Consider the following 18581-nt stretch of genomic DNA (forward strand, 5'->3'; position numbering starts at 1 on the left):
TCCAACCCTCATTGACCCTGTTGTTACCCTTGCTTGCCCGTCCGCCACTGGACGGGCTTTTTTTTGCCTAAAACGCCTGTTCCACACGGGCTAACCCCGCCTGCACAGACTCCACTTCCCCGGTTGCCAGCAGGCAGCAGGCCATCTGCAGCTTAAGGGCGTGCGGAACAGGGACATTGCCGGCAAGGCACTGCTCAATCCAGTGCGCAGTCGTGTGCGGATCTTTTGCCTCCGGCAACACCACATCCACATTCTCTTCACCCCGCTCCAGCACGGGTCGCGTGCCGGCGGCATCAATCAGCACCAGCTGCGGGCAGCGCTGCGGATTGGCGTAAACTTCCCCTTCGGTGCCGTGCATCAGCAGCGCCTTGCCGCCGATATCTTCAAAGAACTTGCCCACCCGCGTGACATACTCCGGGTGCGATACGCTGGAGAGGCGCAGGGCATCCGCTTCACCAAACGGCGTCGCCAGTTTCGCCAGGGTGTGCGCACTATTGCGCACGCCCATGCGCCAGCGCATATCCAGCTGTTTTTCCAGCGGTGGACAGAGCGCCTTAACCGGAATAAAGACCGGCTGATGACCATCCAGCTTTGCCTGTGCCTGTCCGGCGTGCAGGGTCGGCTCGATACCTAACATGCCGAAAATGGTCTCCGTCAGGACGCGAGTCGGATCTTCGCTAACGCCATGGACAACTACCGGGAACCCGAGCTTATGCAGCAGAATAGCCAGCAGAGGCGTCAGATTCGCCTGTTTGCGCGCGCCGTTGTAACTAGGGATGACAATCGGCATCGGTCTGGCTACCGGTGGCGTTAAGCGCAGCGTTTGCGCCTGCATCGCGTCATAGAAACCGCGCATCTCCGCTTCGCCTTCACCTTTAATGCGTAGCGCAATCAGGATACCGCCCATCTCCAGATCGGGCACGTCGCCGTTAAGCATATGGGTATACAGCGCACGGGCCGTTTCCTGATCCAGGTCGCGGGCATGGTTTTTCCCCCGCCCTACCTCTTTGATAATTTTACGATAGTCCACGACATCTCTCCTTGCGGCTCTTTGCAGATACTATAGCCCTGATAAATGCCTGGCGGGTAATCATTTTCCTTTCTCTCCCGACCCCCTGACAAACGCCCTTCGAGGGTAAAAATGGTCTGAAGATAAATTGAACGAAAAATAGTTCTCAGCGATAGTTCATGCCGAATTAATCAGCCTCGTGATGATTAATACCTGAAGTGCCATACTTTCATTCAGAGGATTTAAATGAAAAAAAAAATGATTATTGCGGGGATCGCCGCCGGGATGGCGTGTGCTTCCGTTTCTGTATTTGCGTCCAGTGGTGAAGGTCAAATTAATTTCACAGGTGAGATTATTGATTCTGCATGTACTGTGGTAAACGGTTTAAGCAATCCGCTTAATGTTTCATTAGGTAAGGTGTCTAAATCTGCATTTACCGGAAGTGGTTCGACGACCTCGACAACCCGCTTTAGTATTCAGTTAAAAGATTGTCCTGAAACGGTTACCAGCGCCTCGGTGACATTCGGCGGGACGCCTGACAGTAACAACAAAGATATTCTTGCTGTGACATCAGGAACCGGCTCGGCGTCAGGAGTGGGTGTTCAGTTGCTGGATAAAACGGAAAATCCACTGAGCTTATATACGGCCTCTGCTGCGTATACGCTCACGCCAGGTACCACAACAAACGATCTGCAGTTTGGCGCACGTTATATCCAGACCGGAGGAACGGTGTCTGCCGGACTGGCGAATGCCGCGTCTACCTTCACTATCGTTTACAACTAATAAAACAGATATTAGCTACCCCAGTGGCTAATATCTGTTATTGCTTTATTACGGTGTCACTATGCGAAAATATCTTCTGGCCTCCTCTTTTTTATTTATTGCCTCCGTTGCCCATGCGGGTATTACCATTGGCGGCACGCGCGTGGTCTACCCAGAAAGTAAAAAAGAATCCTCTATTGGGATCACCAACCCGGACAATCTCGATTATCTGGTGCAGTCATGGGTCGAAACGGAAGATAACGCACGTGAGAAAGCACCGTTTCTGATCACGCCGCCGCTGTTTCGCCTTGATGCGAAGCAAGAGAACGTTCTGCGCATCATCAGAACCGGGGGAAACTTACCTGCCGATCGCGAATCGCTGTTCTGGTTGAATATTAAATCGATCCCCTCTTCTGCGCGTAATGAGAGCGTTAATACGCTGCAGATTGCGATTAAAACCCGCATTAAGCTGCTTTATCGCCCGTCAGGTATTACCGGAAAACCGGAAAATGTCGCCACGCAATTATCCTGGCACACCCGGGGAAACCAGCTGATTGTCGAAAACCCCACGCCGTTTTATATGAATTTCCAGGAAATAACGCTCGACGGTAAAAAGGTCGATAAAGCCACCTATGCCGGCCCAAAAAGTGAAACCCATTTCGCGACACCAGGAAATATTACAGCACACACCGTGAGCTGGAAAATCATCAATGATTACGGCGGTATTAGCCAGTCCTATAGCGCACAGATTAAATAACGTCTGGAATAGCGAAAATCATTATGAGCTGGGACTACTCCACCGAACCACCCAAACAGCACGGACGCTCAATGCTTATTGCATTGGGCTGCACGCTGTTGGGTGTGTGTGTGCAAAAAGTTCTGGCCGATGATTATTTCAACCCGGCGCTACTGGATATTGATAACCCAGGCCAGGGTAAAACCGACCTCAGTATCTATGAGATTGGTCCCGGTCAGGCTCCCGGTAAATATCACGTTGACGTTTACGTCAACAATAATAAAGTGGCAAGCAAAGAGATTGAGTTCACGCTTAAGAAAGACGCCAGCGGTAAATCAACCCTGCAGCCGTGCCTTAGCGCTGCCCAGCTAAAAAGCTTCGGTATTAATATCGAAAAATTCGGGCAGGACGATAAGGCGCAGTGCATTGACCTGAGCGTGATCCCCTCCGCCAGCGCAACGTTTCATGTTAATCCGCAGCAGCTGCTGTTAAGCATTCCCCAGACCGCGATTATCCAGGTACCGCGTGATTACGTCGACCCGCAGGAGTATGACGAGGGAATTAACGCCCTGCTGCTCAATTACAGCTTCGCCGCCGGGAACAACCGCGGCAAAGGTGAAAACGGTAGCGATCAGCGCAGCGAGTTTCTTAACCTGCGTCCGGGTCTTAACCTCGGGGCGTGGCGTTTTCGTAACTACTCCACCTGGAGCAAAACCAGCGGTGACGGTGACGCAGAGAGCCAGTTTTCTTCGGTCTATACCTACGCCCAGCGCGATATTATCGCCCTTGGCGGCAACGTCACATTCGGCCAAAGCTCTTCCCCTTTCGACGTATTTGACAGCATCTCTTACACCGGGGCGCAGATCGCCTCGGATGACGACATGCTCCCGGACAGCATGAAGGGCTTTGCGCCGGTGATCCGCGGTACGGCGCACAGTAACGCCCAGGTTATCGTTCGCCAGAATGGTTACGTCATTTACCAGAACTATGTCGCTCCCGGCGCGTTCGAGATTAACGATCTCTACCCCACCGGCGGAAGCGGCGATTTGAAAGTCACCGTGAAAGAGACGGACGGCAGCGAACAGCATTTTGTGGTGCCTTATGCGTCAGTGCCGGTGTTGCAGCGTGAAGGCCGCTTTAAATACAGCCTCACCGCGGGGCGCTATCGCAGCTATGACAACGACGTCGAAAAAACTCCGTTTATGCAGGGTACGGCAATCTACGGCTTGCCTTACGGCTTTACGGTCTACGGCGGCGTGCAGGCAAGCCAGTATTACGATGCGCTGGCGCTGGGGGTCGGCAAGAATATCGGCGATCTCGGGGCCTTTTCGGTGGATGTCACCGACGCCAAATCAGAGATGCAGGATCAGGACCCCACTCGTGGGCGCTCCTGGCGCATCCGCTACAGCAAAGATTTCGCCACCACCGGTACCCATTTTTCCATTGCTGGCTATCGCTATAACAGCAAGGGGTTCTACACCCTGCAGGACACGCTGGATTCCCATACCCGTAATGACGACTGGGAAACGCCGGACACGCGCCGCAGCCGCGAGGAGGCGACTGTCGACCAGTCCCTGGGCGGGGCGTTTGGTTCCCTGACGTTAAGCCTGGTCAAAGAGAACTACTGGAATTCAAGCCAGGGGATGACCTCACTGAACCTCGGCTACAACAACTCCTGGCACGGCATCAGCTACGGTCTCAGTTACGGACTGGATAAAAACACGCGTGACAGCGGGGATGATAATAATGAGAAAACCAGCGAGCAGACGATCGCATTTAACGTCTCCGTTCCGCTCGATCGCTGGCTCAGCAACACCTGGGTGAACTACAACCTGAACAGCACGAAGCACGAAACAACCCAAAGCGTAGGTCTGAACGGCACGGCGCTGGCCGGTAATAACCTCAGTTGGGGGGTTCAGCAGGGCCATAGTCAGAGCAGTGGTGACAGCACCAGTCTGAATACCGATTATAAAGGCACCTACGGCGAAGTGAGCGCCGGGTATTCCCAGGATAACCAGCAACAACAGCTCAATGTCGGTCTTCAGGGCAGCATGATCGCCCATGCGCATGGCATCACCCTTGGTCAGCCGATGGGTGAGACCGCTGCGCTGATCGAAGCGCCGGGCGCAGACGACACCAATGTCACCAATCAGACAGGCATTAACACCGATTTTCGCGGCTATGCCATTGTGCCGTACGTTTCGCCATACCGTCACAACACCCTCGCGCTGAACACCGAAACCTTGCCGGAAAATGCCGATATCGACCAGGCCGCCAAAACGGTGACCCCAACGCGCGGCGCCATCGTGCGAGCACATTATGAAACCCACGTAGGCAGTCGGGTGTTGATGATACTAAAACGCGCGGATGGTCGCCCGATCCCCTTTGGCGCAACGGCATCTCAGGCCCATCAGGACGGTGAATTTATCGTAGGCGACGGCGGGCAGGTGTACCTCACCGGTATGCACGAGACAGGTACGGTTAACGTCAGCTGGGGGAAAACCGCCGACAGCCATTGCAAGGCAACTTATCACCTGCCCACCAAAGCCGACGGCCCTGTTCTTAACGTTACGGCGCAGTGTGTATGACCCTTCCCGAGGAAAAAATGAACATGTGTAGATATGTCTTCGCACTGCTGGTTTTACTCACGAGCGCGTGTCTGGTGCCGCATGCCCAGGCGGCAACCTCCTGTGACAGCGCCGATCTGCCTTATACTCTTGATGCGGGCACGCTTTCTGTACCCACAACACTCGATATTGGCGGCGTCATCCCGGGTTCGGCAAAGACCCATACCGTTAACGGCAGCTGTACCGGCACGATGACGAATCACACCCTTATTTCCTGCTATTACGGAACGGGAACGGAAGTGCCTGGCATGCCGGGCGTGTACACCACCAATGTTGACGGCATCGGCATTGAGCTTCTGAACAGCAGCGGGCAGATCGTTCGCGGCAAAGGGTACTCATGCGATACAACCGCCACGCCCATCGGGACGGTCAGCAGCGACAGCGGACAAACATTTTCTTTCAGCTACACCCAGCGGTTAATCAAAACGGCATCACATATCGGTAGCGGTACCCTTTCGCTCGCGCAGGATCCCTATGGGTTCGGGGTTTTTAACTCTGTGGGGATTTCTGGTGCACGTAATACCAGCCACTATTCCGCCACGGTCAGCGAAAGAACGGCGACCTGTTCTATTGATCCGTTAAATCTGACGGTGACCCTCGGCAATTTCCCGGTGTCGCAATTTACCCACGTGGGCAGCTATACGGCCTGGAAGTATTTCAACATCACCGCCACCTGTACCGAAGAGGTCAATCTTACGGCCTCGGTAACCAGTGCAAATGGCATAAACAGCCAGTATGCAGATGTCCTGAACCTGACGCCAGGCAGCGACAGCGCCACGGGCGTGGGGGTGAGAATGCTGCTTGACGGTGTCGATCTTAAATACGACTACCCAATCCCGGTGGGTGGAAGAGCCGAACCAGGCGTTCCGGATGTGATCCCCTTCGCGGTGCAGTATTACCAGACGGATGCCAGCGTCACAGCGGGGAAAGCCAATACGATTGCCACCATCGATCTTGAATACCAGTAACGGAGCGAAGATGAAAACGTTATCCCTTTTGCTCGCTCTGACGAGCCTCTCTGCGGGCGCGACCGACGTCACGCTCAATATCGAAGGGAATATTTACGACACCACCTGCCAGGTAGACAGCGCCAGCCAGAACATGGTGGTGGATCTGGGACAGGCCGTCGCCAGTGATTTTAAGGATATCGGCGACACCGGCCCGTGGAAAAACTTCGATTTAAAGCTCACCAATTGTCCGCCCACCCTGACGGCTGCCACCATCAGCGTTGACGGCCCCCGCGATACGGACCACCCCTTTAAATTCGCCAATAGTGGCACCGCCAAAGGAGTGGCATTAGAGCTGGCCGACCGTCTGGATTACATCGTGCTTGCCCCCGAAGCCCGCTTTAGCGTGGTGATTGACGCCGGTACCCACACCGCCGATTTTCCCATGGCGGCACGCTATTACGCTACCGCCCTGCCTGTGACGGCGGGTACCTTCAACAGCGTTGTTCAGGCCACCTTTACTTACCAGTAGGACCGCGCCCCTTAGCACGGATGCTTTTCCGACGCCCGGCAGTCTGTTTTGCCGGGCGTTTTTTTATTTCAGGCACCTCCGGCTGTTCTATCGGGAACACCGGCAGGGCATTCAGCAGGCGCTGACCGTATTTTTTAGTGAGCAGACGCTTGTCGTAGATCACCACTTCGCCCCAGCAGCCGTGGCTACGAATCAGACGACCCACCTGCTGAATCAGGTTAAACGACGCCGCCGGAAGACTTTGTACCTCAAACGGATAGCGGTTGAGGCTTTTCAGCCATTCTCCTTCGGTGATCACCACCGGGCTGTCGATGGGCGGGAAAGCGATTTTATGAATATGCACCTGGGTCAGATAGTCGCCCTTCAGATCCAGACCTTCCGCAAAAGACTGTAACCCCACCAGCACGCTGCGCTCGCCGTTATCGATGCGCTGGCGGTGGAGCTCTACCAGCCGATAGCGCGGCTGATCGCCCTGCACCAGCAGCAGTAAACGCAGATCGGTAACATGTTCCAGAAAGCGCTGCATGGCGCGTCCGCTGGCAAACAGCACCAGCATGCCGGGGTATTTTTTACTCTCCAGCTGTTCGCGGAAATAGGCGGCCATTTCGGCAATATGCTGCTCTTCGTTATCGATAAGCGGCTCATAGCGCATGCGCGGGATCACCAGCTTGCCCTGCTCGCAGTGATTAAACGGCGAGTCCAGCGCCACGAAGCGGTCCCCCGCTTTTTCCTTCAGGCCGCTCATCTCCTGCAGCCGCGAGAAGCTGTTCAGGGAACGCAAGGTCGCTGACGTTACCACCACGTGCGGCACGCTACGCCAGATCAGCTTTTCCAGCTGATCGGCCACGCGGATGCCCACGCAGTGGAAAAAGAGGTGTACCTGCCCGTCTCTCACTTCGCGGGTGGCCCATTTGGTGACCGGCGCGCCGGACGCCTGCGCCATAGAGGCCAGTCGCCAGAGTTTGCTTTGCGCTTCAAACATGCCCAGCGCACGGTTCATTTGCAGCAGAATACGGTGCAAACGCACCACGTCATGGGTGCCGGTCTTTTCACTGAGATCGTTTAAGAACATCTCGGCCAGGCCGCGCAGCTTTTCCAGATGCTTCGCCAGCTGCTGGCAAATCTCCATCACCTCGTCCGGCAACTCCCCCATGGCAAAACGGTGCTCTGCCTCCTGAGTCGCCGGGAGATACAGATTCAGAATGTTGTTCAGGGATGCGATAAGGCCGTAGACCTCTTCACAGTGTTCACTCAGACGCTCGGGCACCGCCAGCGGCGGCGTGGTTTTGGGACGGAACTGCTCCATGCAGGTGGCCACCAGCTTGCAGAACAGATCGAGCTGCAGGCGGAACCACGGGGCCGTGATTTCAGCACTCATCTCCAGCGCATCCCGGGCTACGTCAGGCAAATGGTGGCCTTCATCAAGCACCAGCAGCAGGTTTTTCGGCTCCGGCAGCACCGCCTCGCTCTCCAGCGCCGCCATCACCAGCGCATGATTGGCGACCACCACTTCCGCTTCCTGGATCTCCCGCCGGGCGACAAAAAACGGGCACTCGCGGTAGTAGTGACAGTTACGGTTGAGGCAACTGGCTTTATCGGTGCTGAGCCTGCGCCATAAATCATCGCCGATGGCCTGGCTGGTGTGATCGCGCAAACCGTCCCACCTGTAGCTGTCGAGATCGGCTTTCAGCTTCGCACACTGTTCCTGCTCCGCCTTGTTGTTTGGCGTCAGTTCGTCATCAAGAAACGCCAGCAGATCCTGCTGGGTGGGCTCACTGCTGGCGAGCGCCGCCAGGTTACGCGGGCAGACATAACGTCCGCGGCCAAAGGCGGCGGTAAAACGCAGCTCGGGGATAATTTTGCGCAGCAGCGGCAGGTCTTTGCTGAAGATCTGATCCTGTAGCGCCACGTTAGCGGTGCTGATCACCAGCGTCTTTTGTTCTTCCCGCGCAATAGCGATGCCCGGGATTAAATAAGAGAGGGTTTTACCGACCCCGGTTGGCGCTTCAATCGCCAGATGTCGCCCGTCGTCACCGGCGAGCGTTTTTGCCACATCGGCAATCATCTGCCGCTGTGGTGCCCGGGGGATAAAGTCGGGGATCTGCTGCTGGAGTGCCTTATACCAGGCACCAATCTGCGCTTTCAGCGCCGCGGTTAAAGCCATCGGAAAACCTGAAATACTGTATAAACAGCCACTATTGTGGCACTTTATTTTCGTCACCGCAAAAAGAAAAGCCCGGCTTTACGGCCTAATGCCGATCGTTTAATAGTATTTGAACGATCCTGCCAGTAAGAGACAATCCAGGTTCATTCCCTCTAAACCCGGATTTTTTATGTCTGAATACGATATGCAGGCTCTGTCTCCGTCTGGCTCACGGTTCCTGTTGAGGATGCACGAGCGCCCTGATAAGCCACGTTGTAATGACATAACCCCGAATGATGTCTCGCCACTCCGCTTGATCGTATATCACCAATCGGACATTAGGTTTGTTATGCCTAAAATCAGGGATAAGGGGGCAAGGCTAGATCACTCCAGCCTTTGGCGATTATCTCACTTTCTTGAAAATGAGCAGAATCAACACGGTAGTAACAACGTAACCGAAGAGCGAAACATGAATCAGTCTGTCGTAATACTGATCAAATTCAGCAACCACAGCATTACAGGCTTCAATCGTGATCGTCTTTTCGTTGAGTATGTCTGTGTATTTTCTCGTTATCCCATAATCTAAAACAATAACCAAAATGGATGCTATGTAAATGAAAGAAATAGTGATTATGCTTCCCCATCGGATGATAAATTTTGTTCTACTCGTCAAGGTCATATGACCCCCCCAAGACGCCACCAACCGTACCGCCAGAATAACCAGACGCTGAACCTAATTTTGAGGCTCCCGCTGCAAGGTTTTTCTCTATAGCGTTTTCTTCACCAGCAGTGTAATTGTCTATGTTTGGATACTGTTCTTTGAATTCGTTGGTAACTTCAGTTACTTGCATCGAACTTAGGCTACTGCTTTTGCGAATAAGATAATTTTGTAGAGACAAAGGCACTGCAAAGTCTTCCTCGCTTTCAATCGGTAATTGCGTTGTAGTCGATGTGTAGCTTGTTTCGAAAACGTTTGAGCCTGATTTACGAATTACCTGAACAGTATGCGTTGTACAGTTGCTACCAGTCAGATCATAGACGTCAATTACTCTCTCCCTGAGTTTGGTTCTTTCACCCATTTTCTCTGTAGGGATTGGCTTTGCTCCTGAGTTCCAAAGGTTTTCAAACAATGAGCGTGTCTCAGCTTCGGATGTATCATCAATCTTGAATACCCGAGCATTAACTTTATAAAGTTCTTCACGGTAGTAGCTACGAGCATCCTCTCCGGTAAAGAAGTTGAGTATTCCATCGCCTGTAAAGTTAGCTGGACCTCTTCGACCAAATCGCCCATAAGTGTATACGTAGATCGAGTTATTCTGATGTACGGATACAAAGGCGTGTCCTGCGTCAGTGGCTTCAGTCCAGATGTAAACACCATTCAATAACGGGTTATCTTCTGGCTCGCAGGTGTCAGCAAAGCTATCAATTTTAGGATCTGCAATCGGGCCAGGGAGAACGGGAAACTCAACGATGTGTGAATCGCCACGGATAATCTAGACACTTCCTAGCCGTTGATAATACTGGTTTTCATATTCTGTCGGTGACATCTGATCGCTGGAACCATGCCGACGCTTACTGTTATAAAACATTTCGATGTAATCAAAAATATCGCTGCGGGCTTCTTCCCGCGTTCCGTAGCTCTTTTTCTTTATCCGTTCGCGTTTCAACAACTGGAAAAAGCTTTCTGCAACCGCATTATCATGGCAGTTACCGCGACGGCTCATGCTGCCCTCCAGGCCGTGTGATTTCAGGAACGACTGCCACTCATGGCTTGTGTACTGACTGCCCTGATCCGAATGAACCAGCACCTGTTTTTGGGGATTACGGCGCCATACAGCCATCAGCAGTGCGTTCAGGACAATGTCCTTTGTCATCCGGGATTGCATGGACCAGCCGATAATTTTGCGTGAGAACAGATCAACAACCACGGCAAGATACAGCCAGCCTTCGTGGGTCCTGATGTAGGTTATGTCCGTTACCCAACGCTTATCCGGAGCATCCGGATTGAACTGTCGCTGGAGCCTGTTGGGCGACACGATACTGGCCTCGCCTTTACGTGCCCGCGGGCTCCGGTATCCGACCTGAGCCTTTATCCCGACACGTTTCATCAGTCGCCAGACTCTGTTCACTCCGCACTGTTGCCCGCTGTCCCGCAGATCCAGATGGATTTTGCGATAACCATAGACGCATCCCGATTCCAGCCAGAACTGTTTAATCTGTCCTGTCAGTCTCAGGTCTGCCTGATGGCGTTGTGAATGCGGCTGCTGAAGCCAGGCGTAAAAACCACTGGGATGAACATCCAGCACCCGACAGAGCAGGCGAACAGGCCAGCAACAGGTGTTGTCACGGATAAAGGCGTACCTCAGTCGGACAGCTTTGCGAAGTACGCCGCGGCTTTTTTTAATATGTCCCGTTCGTCGGTAACCCGCTTCAGCTCTTTCTGGAGACGGCGGATCTCGGCCTGAGCATCTGACTGTTCTTTATTAGCGGAAGAATCCGGACCGTACTTCTTTATCCAGGCGTAAAGGCTGTGGGTGGTGATATCGAGACGTGTTGCAACGCTGGCAACAGAATAACCGCGATCAACAACCTGTTTGACTGCTTCAGTTTTAAACTCTTCGGGATAACGCTTACCGCTCATGGGCACCTCTCTTTAAGCCATCTTAAATGACTCTGAGGTGTCTGTTAAACCCGTGGCGATTCAGTGAGATTGGGCGGTGTTAGCTTTCGCTGGCTCTGTAGAAAATTCGTAAGTGTCGAAGATAGAAGGGATAAAACGTGATTTGCAGGGGCAAGAGCTACGGCTGTGCAGTGTTCCGGCAATCCTTTTACCATGTATTTCATCGTTTTCAAGCCCTCCCACTATGCGGAATCTGCCTGCATGTTTCCCACATGTCACTTGATGCCCTTCACAAGCCATGTCTCTAGAGAAAAACTGATGATCGATACATCCTTCAATAATCCGACCACCGCAAACCGTTTTATCACCCCTGAATAAGTAGTGACCAATAGCCATTTATTTTTATCCCTGTGTTGGTTTGAAATCCTTAAGAAAAGTGTAGGCTTTTGCCGCTGGTGAGTAAATGAGCAGTTGTAACAAAGTGATAGGTAATCAGAGGGGCTGTATATCGATTTGCCTTCCTCTGTGGCGTTTATTCCCCTGTTTCGCGTTTTGACAGTGAGGCTGTGGGTTATCTGGAGTATCTCGTCAACATACCGTTGGCTGAACGGATTACAAATGCTGCTGTATTCGAAGATGTGTATCGCTTCCTGATGAATGGTTCGGGGCGGCTGGATCTGCGCCGCGCTGACGTGGCAGCTGTCCGTGTCTTCTTATGGAATTATCAATACCGCCGCAGTGCGGTGACAGGTAAGCTGCTGCGCCTTGCATCAGCCGTGCTGGATCACTGCCATAGCACCGGGCGCGGGCGTACTGTGGGTCATCGTTCTGCTAATACTGCTGAGGGAGGCCGCTTCGTTGGGCCAACATGCGGTGTTAGCGTTACGAATCTAAGGGCTATGGTTGCTCGGGTCTGCGGTAAAGGTACAGCAGTAAATATACCTAAGCATCTGAAAGGAATGAGGGAAAATGTAAAATCCTTCTTTTTGCCGGAAAAAAGAAAGCACCGAAGATATGATCGTTCGGTGCTTTATGTTCCGCCTAAATATCCGTTCAGCTTTAAGTCACGTGAGGCTTAAGTGAACGGCATTAGGCTTTACGGCCGGGCTTCCAGATTACTGTGGGTTAGCCGGTTTACGCGGACGGCGACGGCGCTGCCCTTCTCCTGCCGGTTTCCCTTCGCCGTCGCGGCGAGGCGGTTTATTGCCCGACTTCGGCGCGCCGCCTTCGGCACGGCGTGGCTGCTGCTGACCACGGCCGCCGCCCTGACCGCGTCCACCGCCGCCACGCTGCTGGCGACCATTCTGAATTGGCTCCGCTTTAATGGACGGATCCACTTCGTATCCCGGCGTTTCAATACGCGGGATCTCTTTCTTCAGCAGACGTTCGATATCGCGCAGCAGTTTGTGTTCATCCACGCAGACCAGCGAGAGCGCTTCGCCAGTGGCCGCCGCACGACCGGTACGGCCGATACGGTGAACATAGTCTTCCGGCACGTTTGGCAGCTCGTAGTTCACCACGTGCGGCAGCTCTTCAATGTCCAGACCACGGGCAGCGATGTCGGTGGCCACCAGCACGCGGATATCACCGGATTTAAAGTCCGCCAGCGCACGGGTACGCGCCCCCTGGCTCTTGTTACCGTGGATAGCCGCACTGCGAATACCGTCTTTGTTCAGCTGTTCCGCCAGGTGGTTTGCACCGTGCTTGGTACGGGTAAAGACCAGCACCTGCTGCCAGTTACCCTGACCAATCATATGGGAGAGCAGTTCCCGCTTACGCTTTTTATCAACGAAGTGCACGTGCTGGGTCACCTGCTCAGAGGCGGTGTTGCGGCGCGCCACTTCAACTTCCAGCGGGTTATGCAGCAGCTTTTCAGCCAGCGCTTTGATATCGTCGGAGAAGGTCGCGGAGAACAGCAGGTTCTGACGGCGCGGCGGGAGCTTAGCCAGCACGCGGCGAATATCGTGGATAAAGCCCATGTCCAGCATGCGGTCGGCTTCGTCCAGCACCAGAATTTCGACGTTATCTAGCTTCACGGCGTTCTGATGTTCCAGATCCAGCAGACGGCCCGGCGTTGCCACCAGCACGTCCACGCCGCCGCGCAGTTTCATCATCTGTGGGTTAATGCTCACACCGCCGAAAACCACCAGCGAACGAATGTTGAGATAGCGGCTGTAATCACGCACGTTCTCGCCAATCTGCGCCGCCAGCTCGCGGGTTGGGGTGAGGATCAGCGCACGAACCGGGCGACGCCCCTTCGCGTGCGGCTGATTTTTTACCAGCAGCTCTAACAGTGGCAGGGTGAAGCCTGCGGTTTTACCGGTCCCGGTCTGGGCACTGGCCATCAGGTCACGGCCCTGCAGAACGGCAGGGATCGCCTGCTGCTGGATTGGGGTTGGCTCAACGTAGCCCTGCTCTGCGATCGCGCGCAGAATTTCCGGGTTCAGGCCAAGGGAATCAAAAGACATAAAAACTCCGAACCGCCCCGACCATCACAGGTGTAGTTTTCAGGGAGATATAACAATTAGGAGGACAAAAACCACAATGTCGCGAAGGGGCGGAGTGTAGCAGCTTTTGTGACGTGGCGCATAAAATATCCCTCCACCTTCCCTCGACGATTTCGCTAATCAGGCATAATCTTAATCAATCGATTGATTAATTTTTAATGCCGCTATGAATACAACCCCGACAACCTCTAAAGGCGAACAGGCCAAAAGCCAGCTTATTGCTGCCGCGCTGGCGCAGTTTGGTGAGTATGGCTTACACGCCACCACCCGGGATATCGCGGCGCAGGCCGGGCAAAACATTGCGGCTATCCCCTACTATTTTGGCTCAAAAGAGGATTTATACCTCGCCTGTGCCCAGTGGATCGCCGATTTTATTGGCACGCAGTTTCACCCGCACGTGGAGGAAGCCACCGCGCTGCTCAGCCAGCCGTCGCCCGATCGTGACGCCATCCGCCAGCTGATCCTCAACGCCTGCCACAACATGATCCGCCTGCTGACGCACGACGACACGCTGAACCTGAGTCGATTTATATCCCGTGAACAGCTTTTCCCCACTGCCGCCTACCAGCTGGTGCATGACCAGGTGATTGCCCCGATGCACACGCACCTGACCCGGCTGATTGCGGCCTATACCGGGCAAGACGCCAACGATACCGCTACGATTTTGCATACCCACGCCCTGCTGGGTGAGATTCTGGCCTTCCGTCTGGGGCGAGAAACGATTCTGTTACGCACCGGCTGGACACAATTTGATGAGGATAAAGCCGCGCAGATTAGCCAGGTTATCACCTGTCATCTGGATCTGATCCTGCAAGGCTTAACGCAAAGGAGCCTGAAGTCATGAAAAAACCTGTCGCCATCATTCTGGTGGTTGTTGTTTTGCTTGCCGCAGGCGTCGGTGGCTGGCTGTGGTATCAAAGCCATCAGGATCGCGGCCTGACGCTGTACGGTAACGTTGATATTCGCACCGTGAATATGAGCTTCCGCGTCGGGGGGCGGCTGGCGTCGCTTAACGTGGATGAGGGCGACACCATCAAAACCGGGCAGACGCTGGGGATGCTTGATAAAGCGCCCTACGAGAACGCGCTGATGCAGGCAAAAGCCGGGGTTTCCGTCGCCCAGGCGCAATATGATCTGATGCTGGCCGGTTATCGTGACGAAGAGATTGCCCAGGCTGCTGCCGCAGTCAAACAGGCGCAGGCAGCCTATGACTATGCGCAGAATTTCTATGCCCGCCAGCAGGGGCTGTGGAAAAGCCGCACTATTTCGGCCAACGATCTGGAAAACGCCCGTTCATCACGCGATCAGGCTCAGGCAACGCTGAAATCCGCACAGGACAAACTGAGTCAGTACCACACCGGTAACCGCCCACAGGATATCGCCCAGGCCAAAGCCAGCCTTGAACAGGCGCAGGCCCAACTGGCCCAGGCGGAACTCGATCTGCATGACACCACGCTGGTGGCACCGTCTGACGGCACGCTGATGACCCGCGCCGTGGAGCCCGGCAGCATGCTCAACGCCGGAAGCACCGTTTTAACCCTGTCGCTCACCCGTCCGGTATGGGTGCGCGCCTACATTGATGAACCAAACCTCGGCCAGATGCAGCCGGGTCGCGAACTGTTGCTCTATACCGACGGTCGTCCGGATAAGCCGTATCACGGCAAAGTGGGCTTTGTTTCGCCCACCGCTGAATTCACGCCAAAAACGGTGGAAACGCCGGATCTGCGTACCGACCTGGTGTATCGCCTGCGCATCATCGTCACCGATGCGGACGACGCGTTGCGCCAGGGCATGCCAGTCACCGTAAAAGTGAACAGCGGGGAACGACATGAATGACGCGGTTATCCGGCTCGACAATCTGGTCAAACGCTTCGCGGGCATGGAAAAACCGGCCGTCGCGCCGCTGAACTGTACCATCCAGAAAGGCTATGTGACGGGGCTGGTTGGCCCGGACGGCGCAGGCAAAACCACGTTGATGCGGATGCTGGCAGGCCTGCTTAAGCCCGATGAAGGGGCGGCCAGCGTGCTCGGGCTCGATCCGATTAAAGATGACGGTGCACTCCACGCCATGCTCGGCTATATGCCGCAGAAGTTTGGTCTCTATGAAGACCTGACGGTGATGGAAAACCTTAATCTGTACGCCGATCTGCGTAGCGTAACCGGTGAAACCCGTCAGCAGACTTTCGCCCGTCTGCTGTCCTTCACTTCCCTCGGTCCCTTCACCGATCGTCTGGCGGGCAAGCTCTCCGGCGGGATGAAGCAAAAGCTGGGGCTGGCCTGTACGCTGGTCGGCGAGCCGAAAGTGCTGCTGCTGGATGAGCCCGGCGTGGGCGTGGACCCGATTTCACGCCGCGAGCTGTGGCAGATGGTGCACGAGCTGGCCGGTGACGGAATGCTGATCCTCTGGAGCACCTCCTATCTGGATGAAGCCGAGCAGTGTCGCGATGTGCTGCTGATGAACGAAGGCGAGCTGCTTTATCAGGGAGAACCGACGAAGCTGACCCAAAGCATGGCCGGACGCAGTTTCCTGATGCACAGCCCGCAGGAGTCGAACCGCAAACTGCTGCAACGGGTGCTGAAGCTGCCCCAGGTCAGCGACGGGATGATTCAGGGCCGTTCGGTGCGCGTGATCCTGACCAAAGAGGCGACCGAAGCGGATATTCGTCACGCGCCGGGCATGCCTGACATTGAGATGGAAGAGACGGCTCCCCGCTTTGAGGACGCGTTTATCGATCTGCTGGGCGGAGCGGGTACTTCGGAATCGCCGCTCGGGGCGATCCTGCACACGGTGGAAGGTACGCCGGGTGAGACGGTGATCGAAGCCAAATCCCTGACCAAAAAATTCGGTGATTTCGCCGCCACCGATAACGTCAATTTCGCGGTGAAGCGCGGTGAAATTTTTGGCCTGCTCGGGCCAAACGGCGCGGGGAAATCCACCACCTTTAAGATGATGTGTGGCCTGCTGGTGCCTACGTCCGGCAAAGCGCTGGTACTGGATATGGATTTGAAAGTCAGCTCCGGCAAGGCGCGCCAGCATCTGGGGTATATGGCGCAGAAGTTCTCGCTGTACGGCAACCTGACGGTCGAGCAGAACCTGCGCTTTTTCTCCGGCGTTTACGGCCTGCGAGGGCGCGCCCAGGACGAGAAAATCCACCGCATGAGCGAGGCGTTTGGCCTGACAGCTATCGCTTCCCACGCCACGGATGAGCTGCCCCTGGGATTCAAACAGCGGCTGGCGCTGGCCTGCTCGCTGATGCACGAGCCCGATATTCTGTTTCTGGATGAACCCACGTCAGGCGTTGATCCCCTCACCCGCCGCGAGTTCTGGCTGCACATCAACAGCATGGTGGAGAAAGGGGTAACGGTGATGGTAACCACCCACTTTATGGACGAGGCGGAGTATTGCGATCGCATCGGCCTGGTCTATCGCGGCAAGCTGATTGCCCACGGCACGCCGGATGACCTGAAAGCCCAGGCCGCAGACGACGAGGTGCCGGACCCGACCATGGAGCAGGCGTTTATCACCCTCATCCACGACTGGGATAAGGAGAATGCCGATGCGCAATAAGGCGATTTCCTGGCGCCGGGTGCGCGCGCTGTGCATCAAAGAGACGCGTCAGATCGTGCGTGACCCCAGCAGCTGGCTGATTGCGGTGGTTATCCCGCTTCTGCTGCTGTTTATCTTCGGCTATGGGATCAACCTCGACTCCAGCAAGCTGCGGGTTGGCATTTTACTGGAGCAGCAGAGCGAAGAGGCGCTGGATTTCACCCACGCCATGACCGGCTCACCCTACATTGACGCCACCATCAGCGACAACCGGCAAGCGCTTATTCAGAAGATGCAGGCCGGGAAAATCCGCGGTCTGGTGGTGATCCCGGTCGATTTTGCCGCCAACATGGCGCGGACAAATACCGCTGCGCCGATCCAGGTGATCACTGACGGCAGCGAGCCGAATACCGCCAACTTTGTCCAGGGCTACGTAGAGGGGATCTGGCAGCTCTGGCAGATGCAGCGCGCTGAAGACCGGGGCGAAACGTTTGAACCGCTGATCGACGTACAAATGCGCTACTGGTTTAACCCTGCCGCCATCAGCCAGCATTTTATTATCCCGGGTGCGGTCACCATCATTATGACGGTGATTGGCGCAATCCTGACTTCGCTGGTGATTGCCCGCGAGTGGGAGCGCGGCACCATGGAGGCGCTGCTTTCAACCGAAGTGACGCGCCTTGAGCTGCTGCTGTGTAAGCTTATCCCCTACTACTTCCTCGGCATGCTGGCGATGCTGCTCTGTATGCTGGTCTCGGTGTTTATCCTCGGGGTGCCGTACCGCGGCTCGCTGGTGCTGCTCTTTTTCATTACCAGCCTGTTCCTGCTGAGCACGTTGGGCATGGGGCTGCTCATCTCCACCGTCACCCGCAACCAGTTTAACGCCGCGCAGGTGGCGCTGAACGCCGCCTTTTTACCGTCGATTATGCTGTCCGGGTTTATCTTCCAGATAGACAGCATGCCCGCGGTGATCCGCGCCGTGACCTACATAATTCCGGCGCGCTATTTCGTCAGCACGCTGCAAAGCCTGTTCCTGGCGGGGAATATTCCGGTAGTGCTGATTATCAATACCCTGTTTTTGCTGGCGTCGGCGGCGATGTTTATTGGGCTGACGTGGATGAAAACCAAACGGCGTCTGGATTAAGGAGCGA

At 55.0% G+C, this 18581-nt stretch carries 14 protein-coding genes and 2 pseudogenes; 10 read left to right on the forward strand and 6 right to left on the reverse strand.

Going from position 1 to position 18581, the window contains the following annotated elements; genetic code table 11:
* Positions 1-67: 67 nt before the first annotated feature.
* On the reverse strand, positions 68-1030 hold the full coding sequence (gene ybiB / locus ECL_RS14345) for a DNA-binding protein YbiB (protein WP_013097472.1): 963 nt from the start codon (positions 1028-1030) through the stop codon (positions 68-70).
* Between the two features lie 225 nt (positions 1031-1255).
* Between ybiB and ECL_RS14350 the strand changes: the two genes are divergently transcribed.
* The 5 genes from ECL_RS14350 to ECL_RS14370 all read left to right on the forward strand — a co-directional run bounded on the left by ECL_RS14350 (position 1256) and on the right by ECL_RS14370 (position 6613).
* Complete coding sequence (locus ECL_RS14350; protein ID WP_013097473.1) at positions 1256-1792, forward strand: fimbrial protein; 537 nt, start codon at positions 1256-1258, stop codon at positions 1790-1792.
* Positions 1793-1853: 61 nt separating this feature from the next.
* Positions 1854-2528 (forward strand): fimbrial biogenesis chaperone, encoded by a 675-nt coding sequence (locus tag ECL_RS14355; protein ID WP_013097474.1) that lies wholly within the window; start codon positions 1854-1856, stop codon positions 2526-2528.
* A gap of 71 nt (positions 2529-2599) precedes the next feature.
* On the forward strand, positions 2600-5095 hold the full coding sequence (locus ECL_RS14360) for a fimbria/pilus outer membrane usher protein (RefSeq protein WP_013097475.1): 2496 nt from the start codon (positions 2600-2602) through the stop codon (positions 5093-5095).
* Positions 5096-5112: 17 nt separating this feature from the next.
* Positions 5113-6102, forward strand: coding sequence for a fimbrial protein (locus tag ECL_RS14365; RefSeq protein WP_028027902.1), 990 nt, complete (start codon positions 5113-5115; stop codon positions 6100-6102).
* A gap of 10 nt (positions 6103-6112) precedes the next feature.
* Positions 6113-6613 (forward strand): fimbrial protein, encoded by a 501-nt coding sequence (locus tag ECL_RS14370; protein WP_013097477.1) that lies wholly within the window; start codon positions 6113-6115, stop codon positions 6611-6613.
* Here the strand turns inward: ECL_RS14370 and dinG are convergent.
* The 4 genes and pseudogenes from dinG to ECL_RS14390 form a co-directional block, all read right to left on the reverse strand.
* A complete protein-coding gene (dinG, locus tag ECL_RS14375; RefSeq protein ID WP_013097478.1) occupies positions 6600-8777 on the reverse strand; it encodes an ATP-dependent DNA helicase DinG in 2178 nt (725 codons plus the stop codon). The genes ECL_RS14370 and dinG overlap by 14 nt on opposite strands.
* Before the next feature lie 641 nt (positions 8778-9418).
* Positions 9419-10138 carry a PAAR domain-containing protein gene (locus ECL_RS14380; protein ID WP_237707056.1) on the reverse strand — a complete coding sequence of 240 codons (720 nt, stop codon included), beginning with the start codon at positions 10136-10138 and terminating at the stop codon, positions 9419-9421.
* A 111-nt stretch (positions 10139-10249) separates the two neighbouring features.
* Positions 10250-11397 (reverse strand): IS3 family transposase gene (locus ECL_RS14385; protein WP_088581786.1). Its coding sequence is split into 2 segments (ribosomal slippage): positions 10250-11160 and positions 11160-11397, totalling 1149 coding nucleotides; the frame shifts between segments, so codons are not numbered across the junction.
* Positions 11398-11463: 66 nt separating this feature from the next.
* A pseudogene (locus ECL_RS14390) lies at positions 11464-11772 on the reverse strand (PAAR domain-containing protein); the annotation flags it as partial.
* Positions 11773-11942: 170 nt separating this feature from the next.
* Here ECL_RS14390 and ECL_RS14395 point away from each other — a divergent pair.
* A pseudogene (locus tag ECL_RS14395) lies at positions 11943-12281 on the forward strand (endonuclease domain-containing protein); the annotation flags it as partial.
* Positions 12282-12491: 210 nt separating this feature from the next.
* Here the strand turns inward: ECL_RS14395 and rhlE are convergent.
* Positions 12492-13844 (reverse strand): ATP-dependent RNA helicase RhlE, encoded by a 1353-nt coding sequence (gene rhlE, locus ECL_RS14405; protein ID WP_013097479.1) that lies wholly within the window; start codon positions 13842-13844, stop codon positions 12492-12494.
* Positions 13845-14049: 205 nt separating this feature from the next.
* On the opposite strand from rhlE, the gene cecR reads away from it, so the two are divergent.
* Genes cecR through ECL_RS14425 form a run of 4 tightly spaced genes read left to right on the forward strand, consistent with a single transcriptional unit; the run spans position 14050 to position 18574 of the window.
* Entirely contained in the window at positions 14050-14727 is a 678-nt protein-coding gene (cecR, locus tag ECL_RS14410) for a transcriptional regulator CecR (protein WP_013097480.1), read from the forward strand.
* A complete protein-coding gene (gene hlyD / locus ECL_RS14415) occupies positions 14724-15719 on the forward strand; it encodes a secretion protein HlyD (protein ID WP_013097481.1) in 996 nt (331 codons plus the stop codon). The genes cecR and hlyD overlap by 4 nt, the downstream gene beginning before the upstream one ends.
* Complete coding sequence (locus tag ECL_RS14420; RefSeq protein WP_013097482.1) at positions 15712-17451, forward strand: ATP-binding cassette domain-containing protein; 1740 nt, start codon at positions 15712-15714, stop codon at positions 17449-17451. Before hlyD ends, ECL_RS14420 begins: the two co-directional genes overlap by 8 nt.
* Positions 17441-18574, forward strand: coding sequence for an ABC transporter permease (locus ECL_RS14425; protein WP_013097483.1), 1134 nt, complete (start codon positions 17441-17443; stop codon positions 18572-18574). The genes ECL_RS14420 and ECL_RS14425 overlap by 11 nt, the downstream gene beginning before the upstream one ends.
* Positions 18575-18581 lie beyond the last annotated feature (7 nt).

It is taken from the genome of Enterobacter cloacae subsp. cloacae ATCC 13047 (assembly GCF_000025565.1).
GTDB classification, from domain to species: Bacteria; Pseudomonadota; Gammaproteobacteria; order Enterobacterales; family Enterobacteriaceae; genus Enterobacter; species Enterobacter cloacae.

What these genes read in the sequence shown, in the direction of transcription:
- ECL_RS14350 (WP_013097473.1), top strand. Translation starts at nt 1,256, where the DNA reads ATGAAAAAAAAAATGATTATTGCGGGGATCGCCGCCGGGATGGCGTGT.
- ECL_RS14355 (WP_013097474.1), top strand. Translation starts at nt 1,854, where the DNA reads ATGCGAAAATATCTTCTGGCCTCCTCTTTTTTATTTATTGCCTCCGTT.
- ECL_RS14360 (WP_013097475.1), top strand. Translation starts at nt 2,600, where the DNA reads ATGCTTATTGCATTGGGCTGCACGCTGTTGGGTGTGTGTGTGCAAAAA.
- ECL_RS14365 (WP_028027902.1), top strand. Translation starts at nt 5,113, where the DNA reads ATGAACATGTGTAGATATGTCTTCGCACTGCTGGTTTTACTCACGAGC.
- ECL_RS14370 (WP_013097477.1), top strand. Translation starts at nt 6,113, where the DNA reads ATGAAAACGTTATCCCTTTTGCTCGCTCTGACGAGCCTCTCTGCGGGC.
- dinG (WP_013097478.1), bottom strand. Translation starts at nt 8,777, where the DNA reads ATGGCTTTAACCGCGGCGCTGAAAGCGCAGATTGGTGCCTGGTATAAG.
- rhlE (WP_013097479.1), bottom strand. Translation starts at nt 13,844, where the DNA reads ATGTCTTTTGATTCCCTTGGCCTGAACCCGGAAATTCTGCGCGCGATC.
- cecR (WP_013097480.1), top strand. Translation starts at nt 14,050, where the DNA reads ATGAATACAACCCCGACAACCTCTAAAGGCGAACAGGCCAAAAGCCAG.
- hlyD (WP_013097481.1), top strand. Translation starts at nt 14,724, where the DNA reads ATGAAAAAACCTGTCGCCATCATTCTGGTGGTTGTTGTTTTGCTTGCC.
- ECL_RS14420 (WP_013097482.1), top strand. Translation starts at nt 15,712, where the DNA reads ATGAATGACGCGGTTATCCGGCTCGACAATCTGGTCAAACGCTTCGCG.
- ECL_RS14425 (WP_013097483.1), top strand. Translation starts at nt 17,441, where the DNA reads ATGCGCAATAAGGCGATTTCCTGGCGCCGGGTGCGCGCGCTGTGCATC.